Origin of the sequence: Microbacterium testaceum (assembly GCF_029761935.1) — a bacterium.
GTDB classification, from domain to species: domain Bacteria; phylum Actinomycetota; class Actinomycetes; order Actinomycetales; family Microbacteriaceae; genus Microbacterium; species Microbacterium testaceum_A.
The window spans coordinates 2,221,614-2,238,525 of sequence record NZ_CP121699.1 but is presented as its reverse complement, the minus strand read 5'-3'; the positions used below and the strand labels follow the sequence as shown (position 1 = coordinate 2,238,525).

At 70.4% G+C, this 16,912-nt stretch carries 16 protein-coding genes; 14 read left to right on the top strand and 2 right to left on the bottom strand.

Annotated features, from left to right (window positions below; all coding sequences use genetic code 11):
* The first annotated feature begins 60 nt into the window (after positions 1–60).
* The 8 genes from QBE02_RS10830 (at position 61) to QBE02_RS10795 (ending at position 8,726) form a co-directional block, all read left to right on the top strand.
* Complete coding sequence (locus QBE02_RS10830) at positions 61–1,014, top strand: glutamate ABC transporter substrate-binding protein (RefSeq protein ID WP_235556917.1); 954 nt, start codon at positions 61–63, stop codon at positions 1,012–1,014.
* A 79-nt stretch (positions 1,015–1,093) separates the two neighbouring features.
* Positions 1,094–1,738, top strand: coding sequence for an amino acid ABC transporter permease (locus QBE02_RS10825; RefSeq protein WP_056224894.1), 645 nt, complete (start codon positions 1,094–1,096; stop codon positions 1,736–1,738).
* Complete coding sequence (locus QBE02_RS10820; RefSeq protein WP_074694561.1) at positions 1,735–2,601, top strand: amino acid ABC transporter permease; 867 nt, start codon at positions 1,735–1,737, stop codon at positions 2,599–2,601. Before QBE02_RS10825 ends, QBE02_RS10820 begins: the two co-directional genes overlap by 4 nt.
* Before the next feature lie 32 nt (positions 2,602–2,633).
* A complete protein-coding gene (locus QBE02_RS10815) occupies positions 2,634–3,641 on the top strand; it encodes an asparaginase (RefSeq protein WP_279365716.1) in 1,008 nt (335 codons plus the stop codon).
* Complete coding sequence (locus QBE02_RS10810) at positions 3,605–5,398, top strand: copper homeostasis protein CutC (protein ID WP_279365715.1); 1,794 nt, start codon at positions 3,605–3,607, stop codon at positions 5,396–5,398. The genes QBE02_RS10815 and QBE02_RS10810 overlap by 37 nt, the downstream gene beginning before the upstream one ends.
* A complete protein-coding gene (locus QBE02_RS10805) occupies positions 5,395–6,165 on the top strand; it encodes a glucosamine-6-phosphate deaminase (protein WP_279365714.1) in 771 nt (256 codons plus the stop codon). The genes QBE02_RS10810 and QBE02_RS10805 overlap by 4 nt, the downstream gene beginning before the upstream one ends.
* Entirely contained in the window at positions 6,162–7,298 is a 1,137-nt protein-coding gene (gene nagA, locus QBE02_RS10800) for an N-acetylglucosamine-6-phosphate deacetylase (protein WP_279365711.1), read from the top strand. The genes QBE02_RS10805 and nagA overlap by 4 nt, the downstream gene beginning before the upstream one ends.
* A gap of 246 nt (positions 7,299–7,544) precedes the next feature.
* Complete coding sequence (locus QBE02_RS10795) at positions 7,545–8,726, top strand: LPXTG cell wall anchor domain-containing protein (RefSeq protein ID WP_279365710.1); 1,182 nt, start codon at positions 7,545–7,547, stop codon at positions 8,724–8,726.
* A gap of 85 nt (positions 8,727–8,811) precedes the next feature.
* On the opposite strand, the gene QBE02_RS10790 is transcribed toward QBE02_RS10795, so the two are convergent.
* Both QBE02_RS10790 and pdxH read right to left on the bottom strand, forming a co-directional pair.
* Positions 8,812–9,972: a GTPase family protein gene (locus QBE02_RS10790; RefSeq protein WP_279365709.1), complete on the bottom strand. Its 1,161-nt coding sequence runs from the start codon at positions 9,970–9,972 to the stop codon at positions 8,812–8,814.
* 122 nt (positions 9,973–10,094) lie between these two features.
* Positions 10,095–10,736 carry a pyridoxamine 5'-phosphate oxidase gene (gene pdxH / locus QBE02_RS10785; RefSeq protein WP_279365708.1) on the bottom strand — a complete coding sequence of 214 codons (642 nt, stop codon included), beginning with the start codon at positions 10,734–10,736 and terminating at the stop codon, positions 10,095–10,097.
* A gap of 138 nt (positions 10,737–10,874) precedes the next feature.
* Here pdxH and QBE02_RS10780 point away from each other — a divergent pair, with 138 nt between their 5' ends.
* The 6 genes from QBE02_RS10780 (at position 10,875) to QBE02_RS10755 (ending at position 16,893) form a co-directional block, all read left to right on the top strand.
* Positions 10,875–11,516 carry a TetR/AcrR family transcriptional regulator gene (locus QBE02_RS10780; protein ID WP_279365707.1) on the top strand — a complete coding sequence of 214 codons (642 nt, stop codon included), beginning with the start codon at positions 10,875–10,877 and terminating at the stop codon, positions 11,514–11,516.
* 165 nt (positions 11,517–11,681) lie between these two features.
* Positions 11,682–12,548, top strand: coding sequence for an ABC transporter substrate-binding protein (locus QBE02_RS10775; RefSeq protein ID WP_279365706.1), 867 nt, complete (start codon positions 11,682–11,684; stop codon positions 12,546–12,548).
* 2 nt (positions 12,549–12,550) lie between these two features.
* Complete coding sequence (locus QBE02_RS10770; RefSeq protein WP_279365705.1) at positions 12,551–13,357, top strand: amino acid ABC transporter permease; 807 nt, start codon at positions 12,551–12,553, stop codon at positions 13,355–13,357.
* Positions 13,354–14,121 carry an amino acid ABC transporter ATP-binding protein gene (locus QBE02_RS10765; protein ID WP_279365704.1) on the top strand — a complete coding sequence of 256 codons (768 nt, stop codon included), beginning with the start codon at positions 13,354–13,356 and terminating at the stop codon, positions 14,119–14,121. Before QBE02_RS10770 ends, QBE02_RS10765 begins: the two co-directional genes overlap by 4 nt.
* Positions 14,122–14,159: 38 nt before the next feature.
* Positions 14,160–15,716: a gamma-glutamyltransferase family protein gene (locus tag QBE02_RS10760; protein ID WP_279365703.1), complete on the top strand. Its 1,557-nt coding sequence runs from the start codon at positions 14,160–14,162 to the stop codon at positions 15,714–15,716.
* 100 nt (positions 15,717–15,816) lie between these two features.
* Entirely contained in the window at positions 15,817–16,893 is a 1,077-nt protein-coding gene (locus tag QBE02_RS10755; protein WP_279365702.1) for an alkene reductase, read from the top strand.
* Positions 16,894–16,912: the final 19 nt, after the last annotated feature.

Below are 16,912 nucleotides of genomic sequence, written 5' to 3'. Positions count from 1 at the left end.
ATCCTCCCCGCCCCCGACGCGGCTCGTTCCGCACGCACCCGCAACCGAAAGGCAGTACCCGTGATCTCCTCTCGCTCGATCCTTCGCCGAGGCCTCGTCCTCTTGGCGTCCGCGGCCACGGTCGCGTCTCTCGCCGCGTGCTCGTCCGGCACCGCGGCCGTCCCGGGGTCCGACCCCAGCGCGTCGGCCAAGGCCAGCAGCCTCGAAGAGGTCTACGCGAACGCGCCCGTCGCCGACGCCGCGGCCCTCATCTCCGACTCGACGATGGCCAAGATCAAGGCGCGTGGCAAGCTCATCGTCGCCGAGGCCCTCGACGCCCCCCTGCTGTCGCAGCAGGACCCCACGAACCCCGAAGACGTGCAGGGCTTCGACGCCGACCTCGCCAAGATGCTCGCCATCTACATCCTCGGCGAGCCCAACGTCGAGATCGTCCCGCCGGCGTCCGAGACCCGCGAGGCCCTGCTCGCCAATGGCACCGTCGACGTCGTCTTCAACACGTACACGATCACCGAGAAGCGCGCCGAGCAGGTCGACTTCGCCGGCCCCTACCTCGAGTCGGGTCTGGCCGTCGCCGTCCGCAGTGACAACACCGACATCAACGGCATCGACGACCTGGGCGGCAAGACGGTCATCGTCGGCGCGAACACCCCCGCTGTCACGGCCGTGCCCGAGAAGCAGCCCACCGCGAACATCGTCAGCTTCGCCACCGACCCGCAGGCCCTCCAGGCCCTGACCCAGGGCCGCGGCGACGCGTACGTGCAGGACTTCACCTTGCTCGCGAGCCACGCCATCGACGACAAGAGCATCAAGGTCGTCGGCCAGCCCTTCACCAGTGAGGCGTACGGCATCGGTCTGAAGAAGGACGACGCGCAGTTCAAGTCGTTCATCAACGACTGGCTGAAGAAGATCCAGGACGACGGCTCGTGGGCCAAGATCTGGGACGCCACCCTGGGCTCGGCCGTCGAGTCGAGCGCTCCGACTCCCCCCGCGATCGGCAGCGTCCCCGGCTCCTGATCCCCTGACCGACCGGCGTCCGTTCCGCACATGACGGGCGCCGGTCTCCCCTCCCCTCTCACGCTCCTCTGAGGACCCCATGGACTTCTTCGCCTCGAGCGCCGGGCCGATCGCGCAAGCGCTCGGTACGACGATCCTGCTCGCCGTCTCGGCGGGCATCGGATCGATCGTGCTGGGCACGCTCGTCACCGCCGCGCGCATCAGCCCGGTGCCGGTGCTGCGCTGGGCCGCCTTCGCCTACGTGCAGTTCTTCGTCAACGTCCCGCTTCTGGTTCTCCTCGTGCTGGCGGTGTTCGCCCTGCCGGATGCCGGATTCCTGCTGCCCCTGACGCCGACGGCGATCATCGTGCTCACCCTCTACGAAGCGGCGTACGTCGCCGAGGCCGTCCGCAGCGGCGTGAACACCGTGAGCCGCGGCGAGATCGAGGCCAGCCGCGCGCTGGGGTTCTCGCTCGGCCAGACCCTGCGCGTGCTCGTCATCCCCCAGTCGCTGCGAGCCGCGATCCAGCCCATCGGCAACGTCATGATCGCCCTCACCATGAACACCGCCCTGGCCGCTGCGGTGGGCGTCGTCGAGCTGACGAGCGCCGCCAACAAGCTCAACCTCGTCGAGGCTCAGCCCATCCTGATCTTCACCGCGGCGGGGCTCATCTACATGGTGCTCGCGCTGGCGATCGGCCTCACCGCCGGCCGCCTCGAGAAGAAGTTGAGGATCCGCCGATGACCTCCCCCCTTTCGCTCTACGACGAGCCCGGGCCCCGTACTCGCCGCCGCATCCTCATCTGGTCGATCGTCAGCGCGGTCGTCATCCTGGGCCTCATCGCCCTCGCCCTCGTGCAGTTCGCGTCGAAGGGCCAGCTCGACAGCGACCGGTGGTTGCCGTTCCTCGACATCGCGATCTGGGAGTACCTCGGCGTCGGCCTGCTCGGCACACTGCAGGCCGCGGCCCTGACCGCCGTGTTCGGGTTCGTGCTCGGTCTGCTGCTCGCCCTCGGGCGTCTCAGCCGCGTCCGCTGGATCAGCTGGATCTGCACCGCCTACATCGAGATCGCCCGCACGGTCCCCGTGCTGCTGCTCATCTACCTGATGCTCTTCGGCCTCCCCCAGCTCGGCCTGAACTTCCCGGTGCTGTGGAAGCTCGTCATCCCGCTCACGATCGCCAACGCGGCCGCCTTCGCCGAGATCATCCGCGCGGGTGTCCTCGCCCTGCCCCGCGGGCAGACCGAAGCCGGTCTCAGCCTCGGTATGACCCGCTGGCAGGTCGACCGCAAGGTGGTCCTGCCCCAGGCGCTGCGCTTCGTCGCGCCCTCGCTCGTGGTCCAGCTGGTGAGCCTGCTCAAGGACACGTCGCTGGGCTACATCGTGGCGTTCACCGAGCTGCTGTACCGCGGGCAGGTGCTGTCGAGCTTCAACGGCCTGCTCATCCAGACCTTCGTGGTGGTGACCGTGATCTTCCTCGCGCTCAACGGCGGCCTCTCGGGCCTGGCCGCTCGCCTGCAGAAGCGACCGGGCCGCCGCAGCCTCGCGACCCCCGCCAAGGTCGCCCCGGCCGGCCTCACCACCCCGAACGCCCCTGTCGACCGCTGATCCGCCTTGCCCCGGCATCGAAAGAACCACCCATGACGTCCCTTCCCCCTGTTCCCTCCCCCCTGGCCGACCTCGCCGTCGTCATCCGCTCGGGTGTCGTCGAGAGCCGCCACCTCGGCTCGATTGCCGCCCTGTCCGCCGACGGATCGGTGGCCTGGCAGACCGGGAGCGGCGAACAGATCCTGCCCCGTTCCACCGTCAAGCCCGTGCAGGCCCTCGCGTGCCTGCTCGCCGGGGCCGACATCGACGGAGCCGACCTCGCCATCGCCGCGGGCAGCCACACCGGCGAAGACGTGCACGTCGACGTCGTGCGCGATCTGCTCACCCGCGCGGGCCTCGACGAGAGCGCCCTCGGGTGCCCGGTCGACTGGCCCGAGGACGAGCCCACGCGCGAACGTCTCATCCGCGACGGCGAGCAGCGCTCGCGCGTGCGCATGAACTGCTCGGGCAAGCACGCCGCGATGCTGCTCGCCTGCGCGGTCAACGGGTGGGACACCGCGAGCTACCTCGACCCGTCGCACCCGCTGCAGCAGCTCGTGCGCTCGACGCTCGAACGCCTGTCGGGCGAGACGGTGGCGCACGAAGCCGTCGACGGGTGCGGGGCGCCCCTGTTCAGCGTCTCGCCCCTCGGCATCGCCCGCATCTTCCGCGCCCTCGTGACGGGCGCCCCCGGCACGCCGGAACGGAGAGTGGCGGATGCCATGCGGTCGTACCCCCGCTTCGTCGGCGGCGACCACCACGCCAACACCGACGCGATGCTGCGCGTACCGGGGCTGCTGTCGAAGGGCGGCGCCGAGGGGGTGATCGGCATGGCGACGGCCGACGGGGCTGCGGTGTCGATGAAGATCCTCGACGGCAACCCCCGTGCGACGACGCTCGTCGCCCTCACCGTCCTCGAAGCCCTGGGCGCCGACATCTCGGGCGCGGGCGACCTCGTCGAGCTGCCGATCCTCGGCGGCGGGGTCCCGGTCGGCTCGATCGAGGTGGGTCGCGACGTGCGGGAGTGGCTCGACGCCTCGGCAGCGAGCGCCGCACCGTGACGACCGCCGCAGACCCGGCATCCCTCGCCGAGAAGTCCTCCACGCGCGCCCGCGCCCTCGTGGAGATCTGCGTCGACGACCTCGCAGGGGTGCTCGCCGCCGAGCGGGCGGGGGCCGATCGCGTCGAGCTGTGCGCCGACCTTCTCGAGGGGGGCACGACGCCCAGCCTCGGAATGATCGAGTCCGTCCTCGCCGCGGTGCGGAGCGTGGGTGTGCAGATCATGGTCCGCTCGCGCGGCGGCGACTTCGTCTACTCCGACGACGAGCTGCGTGTGATGCGGGCCGACGCCCGCGCCATCGCCGCCCTGGCGCGCACCAGTCGGGTGCCGGTGGGCATCGTCTTCGGCGCGCTCACCGTCGACGGGCACGTCGACGAACAGGCACTCGAGGCGATCCGGACCGCCGCGGGAGGGGTGCCGATCACTTTCCACAAGGCTTTCGACGACACCGTCGACCTCTTCGACGCCTACGACACGCTCGCCCACCACGGCATCGCCCGCGTACTCACCTCCGGGGGAAAGGCCACGGCCGGCGAGGGGACCGATGTGCTCGCCGCGCTGCGCGCCCGGTCGGAGGGCACCCGGATGCCGACGGTCCTCGTCGGCGGCTCGGTCCGGGCCCACAACGTGACGGCGCTGCTCGATCGCACCGGCGCCCGTGAGGTGCACCTGCGCGCGCAGGTCGCCTCGGGTCGGGGACAGCTCGTTACCGACGAGTCGGTCATCCGCGACACGGTGCTCGCGGTGAGCGAGAGCGACCGCGCGTCGCACCCGGCCGTGATCGCCGTCGACATCGGCGGCACCTCGGCGAAGGGCGCGCTCGTCGACATCGACGGCCACGTGCTGAAGAGCTCGCGCATCGCGACGGGCGGTTCCGGTGCCGAGACGGTCACGCGCATCGCGGACCTGCTCACCGACCTCGTCGCGGGGGCTGAGGACCTCGGCCGCTCGGTCGTCGGTGCGGGCGTCGTGAGCCCCGGCCTGATCGACAGCGCCACCGGCACCGTCCGTTACGCCTCGACGCTCGGGTGGACCGACGTCCCCCTCGCCCGTCTGCTCACCGACGCCACCGGACTCCCCGTCGCGGTCGACCACGACGTGCGCGCCGCGGGTGCGGCCGAAGGGGCCTACGGCGCCGCCGCCGGTTCGCGCAACGTCGTCTTCGCGGCGATCGGCACCGGAGTCGCGGCATCCCTCACCTCCGACGGACGGGCCGTCGAGGGGGCCATCTCCGGGGCCGGCGAGCTCGGTCACATCCCGGTGGTGCCCGGCGGCGAGCTCTGCGCGTGCGGTCAGCGCGGCTGCCTCGAGGTGTACTTCTCGGGCGCCGGCCTGGCCCGGCGGTACGCGGCGAGCGCCCCGCTGCTCGACGGAGAGACTCCGGATGCCGCGTCGATCATCGCCCGCGTCGACACGGATCCCGTCGCCGCCCGCGTGTGGTCGGAGGGGCTCGACGCCCTGGCCACGGGGCTGGCGACCCTGACCTTGCTCGTCGACCCCGAGGTGGTCGTGCTCGGCGGTGGCGTCGCGCAGGCGGGGGACGCGTTCCTCGAGCCCCTGCGCGAACGGCTGACCGCGGCGCTCGCGTGGCGAGAAGCCCCCCGGTTGACGACCGCGGCTCTGGGCACGCACGCCGGCCGCATCGGGGCCGCGATGCTGGCCTTCGAGGCCGCGCAGCGACCCGAGGTCACCCGCTCGTGGACCGCACCTGTCATCCTGGCTGAGCCGACCACCCCCCGAACGGAGGCCCGCTCGTGACCGAGATCGCGATCGTGCAGAATCAGACGGATGCCGGCCGCATCGCCGCCGACCTCATCGTCGCCGCGCTGAGTCGCCGCAGCGACCCGACGCTGGGACTCGCGACCGGCTCGACACCCCTGCCGGTGTGGGCGGCCCTGGCGGAGCGCTCCCTCGACCTCTCGGCCGTTCGGGGTTTCGCCCTCGACGAATACGTGGGCCTGCCCGCCGGACACCCCGAGAGCTACCGCGCCGTGGTCGATCGCGACATCGTCGGCCCCCTCGGACTCGACCCGTCGCTCGTGCGCGTTCCGGGCGACGACGGGGGTCCGCTGGCCGAGGCCGGCGAGCGGTACGAGGCCGCGATCGCCGCGGCCGGCGGCATCGACCTGCAGATCCTGGGCATCGGCCGCACCGGGCACATCGGGTTCAACGAGCCGGGCTCGTCGCTCGCCTCGCGTACGCGCCTGAAGGCGCTGACGCCCGCGACCCGCGCCGACAACGCACGGTTCTTCGACAAAATCGACGACGTCCCCACGCACTGCCTCACGCAGGGCATCGGTACGATCCTCGACGCGGGCGTGCTCGTGCTGCTCGCCTTCGGCGCGGCGAAGGCCCCCGCCGTCGCCGCGGCCGTCGAGGGGCCGCTGACCTCGTCGTGCCCGGCATCCGCGATCCAGCTGCACCGGCGGGCCGTGGTCATCGTCGATGAGGCGGCCGCCGCCCAGCTCGAGCACCGCGACTACTACCGCTTCGCCTGGGACCACCGCGAGATCGCCTCGGCATGACCGCCGACCTGCTGCTCACCGGCGCCCGGGTGGTCGACGCGCGGCGCGACCTGCCCGACGCGTGGGTGCGGGTGCACAACGGTCTGATCGCCGAGGTGGGCACCGGGCTCGCTCCGCGCGCGTCCGAGCGCATCGACCTGGGCGGGGCGACCCTGACCCCCGGCCTGATCGACCTGCACGTGCACGGGGGCGGCGGGCACGCTTTCGAAGACGGTACGGATGCCATCACCGCCGGGGTCGCCGCGCACCGCCGCCACGGTACGACGGCGACCCTCGTGAGCCTGGTCTCGTCTCCGCTCGACGTCCTGCGTCGGCAGCTCACTCACGTCGCCGTCGCACGACGGACCGATCCCGCGATTCTGGGCGTGCATCTCGAGGGCCCCTGCCTCTCGCCCGCCCGGCGCGGGGCGCACGACCCCGGCGCGCTCGCTCTCCCCGACGGACCCGTCCTCGACCTCGTGCGCGATGCCGAGCCCGGCCTCATCCGGCAGGTCACCCTTGCGCCCGAACTCCCCGGGGCTCTCGACGCGATCACGGAGCTCACCGCCCTCGGCATCCGCGTCGCGATCGGCCACACCGAGGCCGATTACGCCCTCACGCGCGAGGCGATCGCGCGTGGCGCCACCCTGCTCACTCACGCGCTCAATGCGATGCCCGCGATCGGCCACCGGCTGCCGGGTCCGGTGCCGGCCGCTCTCGAAGACGACCGCGTCACCCTCGAGCTCATCCTCGACGGCGTGCACGTTCACCCCGCGGTCGCCCGCATGCTGCTGACCTCGGCGCCGCGCCGGGTGGCCCTGATCACGGATGCCATGGCCGCCGCCGCCCACGCCGATGGCGCGTACCGCCTGGGCGAGCTCGACGTTCACGTCGCGGACGGCCGCGCGTTGCTCGACGACGGCGTCACGATCGCGGGGTCGACGCTGACGCTGGATCGTGCGGTGCGCGCGGCCATCGTCGACCTGGGTCTTGCCGCGTCGGATGCCGTGGGAGCGGCGACGGCCGTTCCCGCGGCGGCGCTGGGCGACCCCGCGCGCGGGCTCCTCGAGCCGGGAATGCGCGCCGACCTCGTCGCGTGGGACGCGGACTGGCGCGTGCGGCGAGTCTGGGGTGGCGGGATCCGCGTCGAGTAAATGCGGCCCGCAAGACCTTTCCTGCGCACTTTTTCGCAAAGCGTCCATTCGCGTGGAAACGGCGAGAAAAACGAAGATGTATCACAGAATTTGACTCTTCATCAGGCTTCTTTTCCCTTGTTAGCGTGACCGTGGAACGTCGCCTGCTCGCGGAGGAGCGTGCGTCGGTTCTCACGTCGAGTGCACCATTGCAACCACGTCGTTGCTCGCCCTTTGGCCCACTCTCTCAATGGAGAAGGTCAATACATGTCACGTCGCCCGTTCTGGCGGAAAGCACTGACCGTGCCCGCCGCCCTCGCCCTTGCCCTCGGGGGTGTCGCGCTCACCGCCGCGCCCGCATCCGCCGCAGAGGCAGGCCTCACCGTCACCAGCCCGATCGACGGCTCGACCGTCGATTCGCGCACGGTGACCGTCCAAGGATCCGTCTTCGGCGGGTCCACCGTCATCGTGTACGACCAGAGCGGGAACAACGTTCTGGCGCGCTCCAACGTCGGCGGCTCCTTCGGTCAGCCCACGCCGTATTCGCTGACCCTGCCCGCTTACGCGGACGACGCCCCGGTCGCGCAGACCATCGTCGTCGGCGGCCTTTACGGGGGCAGCGGCATTCCGCAGCAGTCCGTGTCGTTCGCCCTGCCCGCGGCCGCCCCCGTTGGCAACTTCACCGTCACCGCACCCACCAACGGCCAGACCGTCGACTCCCGCACCGTGACCTTCACCGGCACCGGCACCGACGGCTCCACCGTCAACGTCCTCGACGCCAACGGCAACCGCATCCCCGGCACCACCGCCGCCGTCGTCGTCAACGGACAGTGGTCCACCACCGGCACCTACCCCGCTGACGCCCCGGTCGCACAGACCATCACCGCCAACCAGGTCACCGGAGGCGCAGGCCGCGGCGAACAGACCGTGTCCTTCACCCTCCCCGCCGTAACCCCCGTCGGCAACTTCACCGTCACCGCACCCACCAACGGCCAGACCGTCGACTCCCGCACCGTGACCTTCACCGGCACCGGCACCGACGGCTCCACCGTCAACGTCCTCGACGCCAACGGCAACCGCATCCCCGGCACCACCGCCGCCGTCGTCGTCAACGGACAGTGGTCCACCACCGGCACCTACCCCGCTGACGCCCCGGTCGCACAGACCATCACCGCCAACCAGGTCACCGGAGGCGCAGGCCGCGGCGAACAGACCGTGTCCTTCACCCTCCCCGCCGCCGTCACGCCGACCCCGACCCCCACTCCCGCTCCCGCGGGCAACGGGTCGAGTGCCGCGCCCGTCGGCGGCTCGTCGAGTGTCGCGTCCGGGTCGAAGCTGGCCGTGACCGGTAGCGCCGACGTGATGCCTCTCGTCGGTGCCGGAGCCCTCGCGCTCATGGCTGGCGCGGGCATCTTCCTGTACGGAAAGCGCCGCCGCGTTCACAACTGAGCGTCGCTGAAGAGACGATGCCCGCCCCCTCCGGGGCGGGCATCGTTCTTTGTCGGGTCGGGCGCGTCCCCGCTCGACGTGTCTCTCAGCTCTTCTTCGTGACGCGCCGCTCCACGAGCTTGCGTGCCACGTCCATGAAGCTGGGCGCGTACTTCGCCCACTCCTGGTCGAGCTTGCGCACGTCGATCTTGCCGGTGTGCAGCAGCTCGCAGATCTTCAGCCAGCTCTCGCCGGTCGCCGCCGTCAGCGCACCCGCGACCGCCGCGTTCACGACGATCCCGGCGCCCGGGATCAGCTTGAGGAAGCTCGTCGCGAGCGCCCGCCCCGCCACCTGCACACCGAACTGCGCGAGCGCGCCGGCCGAGAGCATCGTCTTGACCTCGAGGTCGTAGATCGCGGCGATCCGGCCCATCATCGTCAGCTGGATCGGCGCCAGCGTGACAGCATCCGAGACAGGAAGCGGAACGGTCGCAGCCCCCGCTGCGGCCGCGGCCGCCGCGGCGATGATCGGCCGCGCCATCTCCCTCTTCCACGGGAGGTTGAGTCGCTGTGCGATGCGAAAGGCGTCCTTGTCGCGCTCGGGGGCGAGCTCGAGGGTCTGCGTGACAAGGTCACCGAGGCCGTGCCCCTTGCCCTTCCCGTTCTTGTCGCGGGTCGAGGTGAGGACGACCTGCCGGTAGGGGATGCGCAGTCGTTCACCGGTGTTCGGGTCGACGGGGTCGTTGAGCCATTCGACGAACGCCTCCAGATCTTTCGCGATGCCCTGGTGCCCGGTGAGGGGGTTCTTGATCCAGTCGACCTTCGTCAACACCAGGATCACGGGCAGCCCCCGCGCGTCGAGCTCGCGGATCATCGCGATGTCGGCCGGGGTCAGCCGATCGTCGGCGGCCCGCACGCAGTACCAGACGACCGAGATCTGGTGGTCGCCGGGGTGGGCGGCGATCGCGTCGAGGTGGGTGCGCAGCTGCTGATCCGGCGGAACGGGCGAGCCGATCTCGAACCCCTCGACGTCCCAGATACCGAGCGAGTCGTCGCTGTAGAAGTGCACGCCGCGCGTGACCGGCAAGCCGCGTCCGACCTTCGCCCAGTCGCGCCCGAACACCGCGTTGACCAGCGACGACTTGCCCACGCCCGAAGCGCCGACGATCGCGAGGTTGAACCGGCCGTACCGCGACTTCGCCTCGGACGTCGCCTGGACGAACGCCTTGTCGTCGAGCTGACGCGCGTCGGTGTTCTTCTTTGCCATGATCTGGCCCTACCCCCGATGATTCGCGTCGCGACCCGCGTGCGCGGGATGGATCGAATCTACGGGGCCGGGCGGCACGAGGGACTTTCGGGAGCGCCCCTTGCGCGACGACCCGGTACAGGTCACGGCTGCCGCCGCGCCCCCACCCACCCGTCGTCATCCCGCGTGAACACGACCCGATCGTGCAGCCGCGATCGCCGGCCCTGCCAGAACTCGATCTCGCGCGGCTCGACCCGGTACCCGCCCCAGTGCGGAGGCCGCGGCACGACCTGATCGTCGGCGAACCGGGCGGTGACCTCGGCCATCTGCTCTTCGAGAGCGGCTCGGGATGCCACGGGCTCCGACTGATGGCTCGCCCACGCCGACAGTTGGGAGCCGCGCGGCCGCGACGCGAAGTACGCGTCGTCGCGCTCCGGCGGCAGCGGCGTGGCCGTGCCGAGCACGATGACCTGTCGCTGCAGCGCGTACCAGGGGAACAGGATCGACACCGCCGGGTTCCCGGCGAGCGCGCGACCCTTCCGCGACTGCCGGTTGGTGAAGAACCACAGGGCGCCGTCGTCGTCGATCCCGCGCAGCAGGACCGTCCGCGAGGTGGGGCGGCCCTCGGCATCCACCGTCGACACGACCATCGCGTTCGGCTCGGGCTGGTCCGTGGCATCCGTCAGCCACTGCTGCAGCAGCTCGAGAGGCGAGGCCGAGAGGACGTCGTCATCCAGCTCGGCGAGCGTGTAGTCGAGCCGGTGGGCGAGGGGGTTCTCGGTCATCGCGGGTCCTCCGGTGGGTGGCTGGGACCCCAGCGTATGACGGCGCGGCAGAGACCGGATCGCCGAGAAGAGGGACATGTCGGCCCCCGGTAACGCCCCCGTCCGGGGCCCCGGCCTAGCGGCCGATAGAATCGCCGCATGGAAGAGGGGGGAACGCGGCAGCAGATCCTCGTGCACGCGGCCCGCCTGTTCGGCCGTCACGGGTATCACGGCACCACGACGCGAGAGATCGCGGATGCCGTCGGCATCCGACAGCCGTCGTTGTTCTATCACTTCTCTGCGAAGCACGTCATTCTCGCCGAGCTGGTCGACGCCGACCTCGCGCAGACCTTCGGTCGGTTGCAAGAAGCTCGCGACCTCGACGCGTCGTGGGCGGAGCGGTTCCACTACTTCCTCACGATCAGTTCGCACGACTATCTGACGCTGCCGTACGACGCGCGGGGGTATTACAGCGATGCGATCTTCACCGAGCCGGAATTCGAGACCCAGCGCGGCGAGATCTCGCGCTTCCACGACGAGGTGCGCGCCCTCGTCGAGCACGGCATGACGGCGGGCGAGTTCATGGCGATGGATGCCGAGTTCGTCCAGCGCGCGATCACCGGCCTGCAATTCGAGGGCATGCGCGAGCGCGAGACGAATGCGTCGGCGCCGGTCGCCCACCGCCCCCTTCAGGTGTCGGATTTCATCCTGCGCGCGGTGCTCGTCGATCCTTTCCGTCTCGACGACGTGCGTTCTGCGACCCAATCGCGCCTCGAGGGCGCGGTCTCTTTCTCGCAGTAGTCCCCGCCCCTTCCCCCCCGACTTTTCTCGGGGGTGACACCGTCGCGAAATGCGGGCGCAACACGCGCCCTCTATCAATTGATAGACGCATTACCTATCACTTGATAGCCTGCTCCGCACGTCACTCCCGAGGTGGCGGAGCACCGAGCATCGACGGAGATTTCCATGCACACCACCACTCGCATCGCCGCTGTCGCCGCGGTCGCCGGTATCGCCGCCCTCGGCCTGGCCGCGTGCTCCTCGAGCCCGGCGCCGGCAGCAGACACGGCATCCGCCATCACGACCGTCGCTCCCACCGCCCTGCGGTCGGCCGACACGCTGTCGATCTGCACCACCAACCTGGGGTCGCCCCCCAACATCAGCACCGACGAGTCGGGCAACCTCGTCGGTAGCGAGATCGACCTGGCCAAAGCGGTCGCGGGCCGCCTCGGCCTCACGCCCGATTTCGTCACGGTCGACTTCTCGGCTCTCATCCCGAGCCTGCAGGCCACTCAGTGCGACGTCATCATGGCCTCGCTCTACATCAAGCCCGAGCGCAAAGAGGTCGTCGACTTCGTGCCGTACCTCACCTCCGCCACCGGCGTCGCGGTGAAGCAGGGAGCGGATGCCGGCATCACCGGCCTCGACGACTCGCTCTGCGGCAAGAAGGTCATGGTGACCGTCGGAACCACCGCCCAGGATCTCGCCGAGAAGCAGTCGACGACCTGCACCTCCGAGGGCAAGAAGCCCCTCGACATCAGCACGAACAACCAGGCCACGGTGGGCTTCCAGCAGCTGGTCAGCGGACAGCTCGACGCGTACCTCGACGCGGCCGAGCTGATCGGGTACTACCAGAAGCAGGGCACCGCGGGCATCGAGATGGTGGGCGACCCGACCGACGCGATCGACATCGGCGCGGCCACCCTCAAGGACAACACCGCGCTGCACGAGGCCATCCAGAAGGCCTTCGACGACCTCGTCTCCACCGGCGACTACACGAAGATCCTCAGCACGTGGGGGCAAGAGGCCCTCGCGTACAACGGAAGCAACTGACGGTGAACTTCGACTGGGGCTTCTTCTGGAAGAACCTGCTCACCCCGGGCGCGCCCTTCCTGCAGGGGCTCGCGCTGACGGTGCTCATCTCGGTGCTCGCGATGGCCGGCGCGCTCGTCGTCGGTCTCGTGATCGCCATGATGCGACGGTCGTCGTTCGCGCCGCTGCGCGTGATCGCGAGCCTCTACATCTGGTTGATCCGCGGCACCCCGCTGCTCGTGCAGCTCGTGATCATCTACACGGGGTTCGCGGCGGCGAACGTGTTCCGGTTCCAGGACGTCGATCTCGGCGGCATCCTGATCAAGGCCGCCATCCAGGCCGCGATCGTCGGGCTGATCATGAACGAGAGCGCGTACATCTCCGAGATCATCCGCGCGGGCCTCGACTCGGTGCCGGTCGGTCAGACCGAGGCGGCGCAGGCGCTGGGCATGTCGGGGATGTCGGCGGTGCGGTGGATCATCCTGCCCCAGTCGCTGCGGCTGATGGTTCCCCCGCTGGGCAACTCGTTCAACGGGCTCATGAAGAGCACGTCGATCTTGAGCGTCATCGGCGTCTCGGAGATGTTCCTGGTCACCCAGAGCATCAGCGCCGCGAGTTTCCGCACCTTCGAGATCTTCGCGGTCGTCGCGATCTACTACCTCGCCCTCACCACGATCTGGACGATCATCCAGAGCGCGATCGAGAAGAAGCTCAACGCCCGCGTCGGCATCGTCACCACGGCGTCTCCGTGGCAGCGGTTGTTCGGGGGTCGTCGGTCGGCGCCCCTCACCCCCGTCACCACCCTCTCCGACTCGGGAGTCCTGAAATGACCGATCCCCTCGTCAGCGCGAAGAACGTCACCCGCGAACTCGGCGGGCGTCAGGTGCTCGACAACGTGTCGTTGGACGTGCAGCCGGGCGAGGTCGTCGTGCTCGTCGGTCCCTCGGGTGCCGGCAAGACGACGTTCCTGCGCACGATGAACGGCCTCGAGAGCATCGACGGCGGCGACCTCACGGTCGCGGGGCAGCCGATGGGCTACCGGATCGCGCCCAATGGTCGTCGCGTGCCCGCCACGAAGTCGGCCCTCCGGCAGCAGCGGCAGGAGATCGGGTTCGTCTTTCAGCACTTCAACCTCTTTCCGCACATGACCGCGCTCGAGAACATCTGGCACGCTCCCGTCCGCGTCCGCGGTGTCGCGAAGGCGGAGGCCGTCGCGCAGGCGCAGGCGCTCCTCGAGCGCGTCGGTCTGGGCGACAAGGCCGATGCCCGTCCGAGCAAGCTCTCGGGCGGTCAGCAGCAGCGCGTCGCGATCGCCAGGGCTCTCGCGATGAAGCCGCGGCTGATGCTGTTCGACGAGCCGACCAGCGCCCTCGACCCCGAGATGATCGGCGAGGTGCTCGACGTCATGCGCGAGCTCGCCGCCGACCACATGACCATGGTCGTGGTCACGCACGAGATGGGCTTCGCCCGCGAGGTGGCCGATCGCGTCGTGGTGATGGATGCCGGAGCGATCGTCGAGGTCGCCTCGCCCAGCCAGCTGTTCGCCGCGCCCGAGCACCCGCGCACGCAGGCGTTCCTCTCGAAGATCCTCTGACCCTCTCCCCTCCCCGCACGATCCACCGAGGAACACCCATGTCTCGCACGCCCCTGACCGGCGCCATCGCCACTCCGCACGCCGACGCCACCCGCTCCGCCGAGCGAGCGTTCGCCCACGGCGGCAACGCGATCGATGCCGCCCTCGCGGCCGCGGCCACTCTCAGCGTCGTCTACCCGCATAACGTCAGCATCGGCGGCGACCTGATCGCCCTGGTCCGCGACCCCTCGGGGCGCACGCGCTGCGTGAATGCGTCGGGCCCCGCGGCATCCGCTGTCGATCGTGCGGCGATGCGCGAAGCGCACGGCGAGGTGCTGCCGTATCGGGGCATCGATACGGTGACGGTACCGGGCGCGGTTCGCGGGTGGGAGGTGCTGCGGCGCATGGGCGGTCAGCTCGGCTGGGAGGAGATCTTCACGGATGCCGTGGCTGCCGCCCGCGACGGAGTCCCGGTGTCGCGCTCGCTCGCCGCCGCCTTCCGCGAAGAAGAGGCCGCGATCGGGTTCGATGCAGGGTTCCGCGACACGTTCCTCGCGCAAGGCCTGCCCGTGAAGGGCGATGCCCTCGTGCAACCCGTGCTCGCCCGCACCCTCGAGGCGATCCGCGACGGGGGCGCCGCGGCCCTGTACGACGGCGAGCTCACCGCCGGTTTCGTCGACGGTCTCGCGCGCCTCGGCTCGCGCATCGGGGCGGCCGACTTGCTGCTTTTCCACCCCGAGGTCGTCGAACCGCTCACCACCTCGTTCGGTTCGTATCGCGTCCTGACGAGCCCACCCAACACGCACGGTTTCGTGCTCTTGCGGGTGCTCGGCGAGCTGGAGCGACAGGGCATCGCCGACCCCCTCGGTGCGGACTTCGGCCGCATGATGGAGCGCTTCTTCGCCGCGAACCTCGTGCGCGACGAGCTGCTCGCCGACCCGCGGGTCACCTCGGGAGACGTCACCGAGCTGCTCACCGGCGACGCGACCGCCCACGGCGACGAGCCCGTGCTGCCCGGCTTCCGCCGCCCCCGCGGCGACACGGTCGGCATCGCGGTGTCGGACTCGTCGGGGTGGTCGGTGTCGCTCATCCAGAGCGTCTATCACGCGTTCGGAGCCGCCGTCGTGGAGCCCTCCACCGGCATTCTGCTGCACAACCGAGGCACCGGATTCTCGCTCGACCCCGCATCGCCGAACGCCCTCGCCCCCGGCAAACGCCCGCTGCACACCCTCATGCCGGTCATGGTCGACGACGCGCAGGGCCTGCGTTTCGTCTCGGCGACGATGGGCGGCCAGGGTCAGCCGCAGATCCACGCGCAGACGCTGCTGCGGGCGATGGCGGGAGCGTCTGCGCAAGAGGCGGTGTCGGCTCCCCGCGCCATCGTGGGCCCGCAGCGCGACGGCGACAGCCCGTCGGACATCTACGTCGAGAGCAACCTCGCCGCGCCGGCCCGCGAATCGCTGGAAGCGACGCGCCTGCACATCATCGAGACTCCGGATGCCGACGAGCTCGTCGGCCACGCCAACCTCGTCATCGTGGCCGCCGACGGTGGCCTGGACGCCGGCAGCGACCCGCGATCGGATGGCGCGGCGAGCGTGCGGGGGTATGGGGGCTGAGGTTTTCTCTGGCACGCCTGAGAATTCGTGCGTTCCTGGAATGCCCGTTGAGGTCATCGGGTTGGGGGTCTCGGTTCTGTTCCCCCACGAAAGGACACCCATGAGCCTGTTCAGCCCCACCACCGTCGGAGAGATCGGCGTCCGCAACCGCGTCTCGCTCGCCCCGATGACCCGCCTGCGCGCCGGCGCTGACGGAGTCCCCGGACCGATCGTCGCGAAGTACTACGCGCAGCGCGCCGGTATCGGCCTGCTGGTCACCGAGGGTGTCTTCCCGAGCGACGAGTCGCGCGCGTACCCGGGTCAGCCGGGCATCGTGACCGACGCTCAGGCCGCGGGCTGGGCCAAGGTCGCCGACGCCGTGCACGCCGAGGGCGGCACCGTCTTCATGCAGCTCATGAACGGCGGACGCGTCACGCACCCCGAGATCACGGGCACCGACCGTATCGTCGCCCCCTCGGCGATCGCGATCGAGGGTGACACGCGCCTCGCCGACGGCACGAAGGTCGCCTACGCTACCCCGCACGCCCTCGACACCGCTGAGCTCGCCACGGTTCGCGACGAGTTCGTCGCCGCTGCCCGCAAGGCCGTGGATGCCGGCTTCGACGGCGTCGAGCTGCACAGCGCCAACGGCTACCTGCTGCACGAGTTCCTCTCGCCCGCGTCGAACCAGCGCACCGACGAGTACGGCGGATCCCCCGCCGCCCGCGCCCGCTTCGTCATCGAGGTCGCGCAGGCCGTCGTGGCCGAGGTCGGCGCGACGCGCGTCGGCATCCGCATCTCGCCCGCGCACAACATCCAGGACGTCTGGGAGACCGACGACGCCGAGACCCGCGCCACCTACGAGGCGCTCGTGTCGGGCCTCGCCCCCCTGGGCCTCGCGTACCTGAGCGTGCTGCACGCCGACCCCGCCGGTGACCTGATCCAGGACCTCCGCCGCACCTTCGGCGGCACCTTCATCATCAACTCGGGCTTCTCGAGCGTCACCACGCGCGACGAGGCCGTCTCGGTGGTCGAGAAGGACCTCGCCGACCTGGTCGCCGTCGGTCGCCCCGCCATCGCCAACCCCGACCTCGTCACCCGCTGGGAGCAGGGCGCCGACGAGAACGAGGTCGACCAGGCCTCCGTTTACGGCGGCGACGAGCGCGGCTACACGGACTACCCGTTCCTGCAGGCCTGATCAGTCCCGCTTCAAGGGC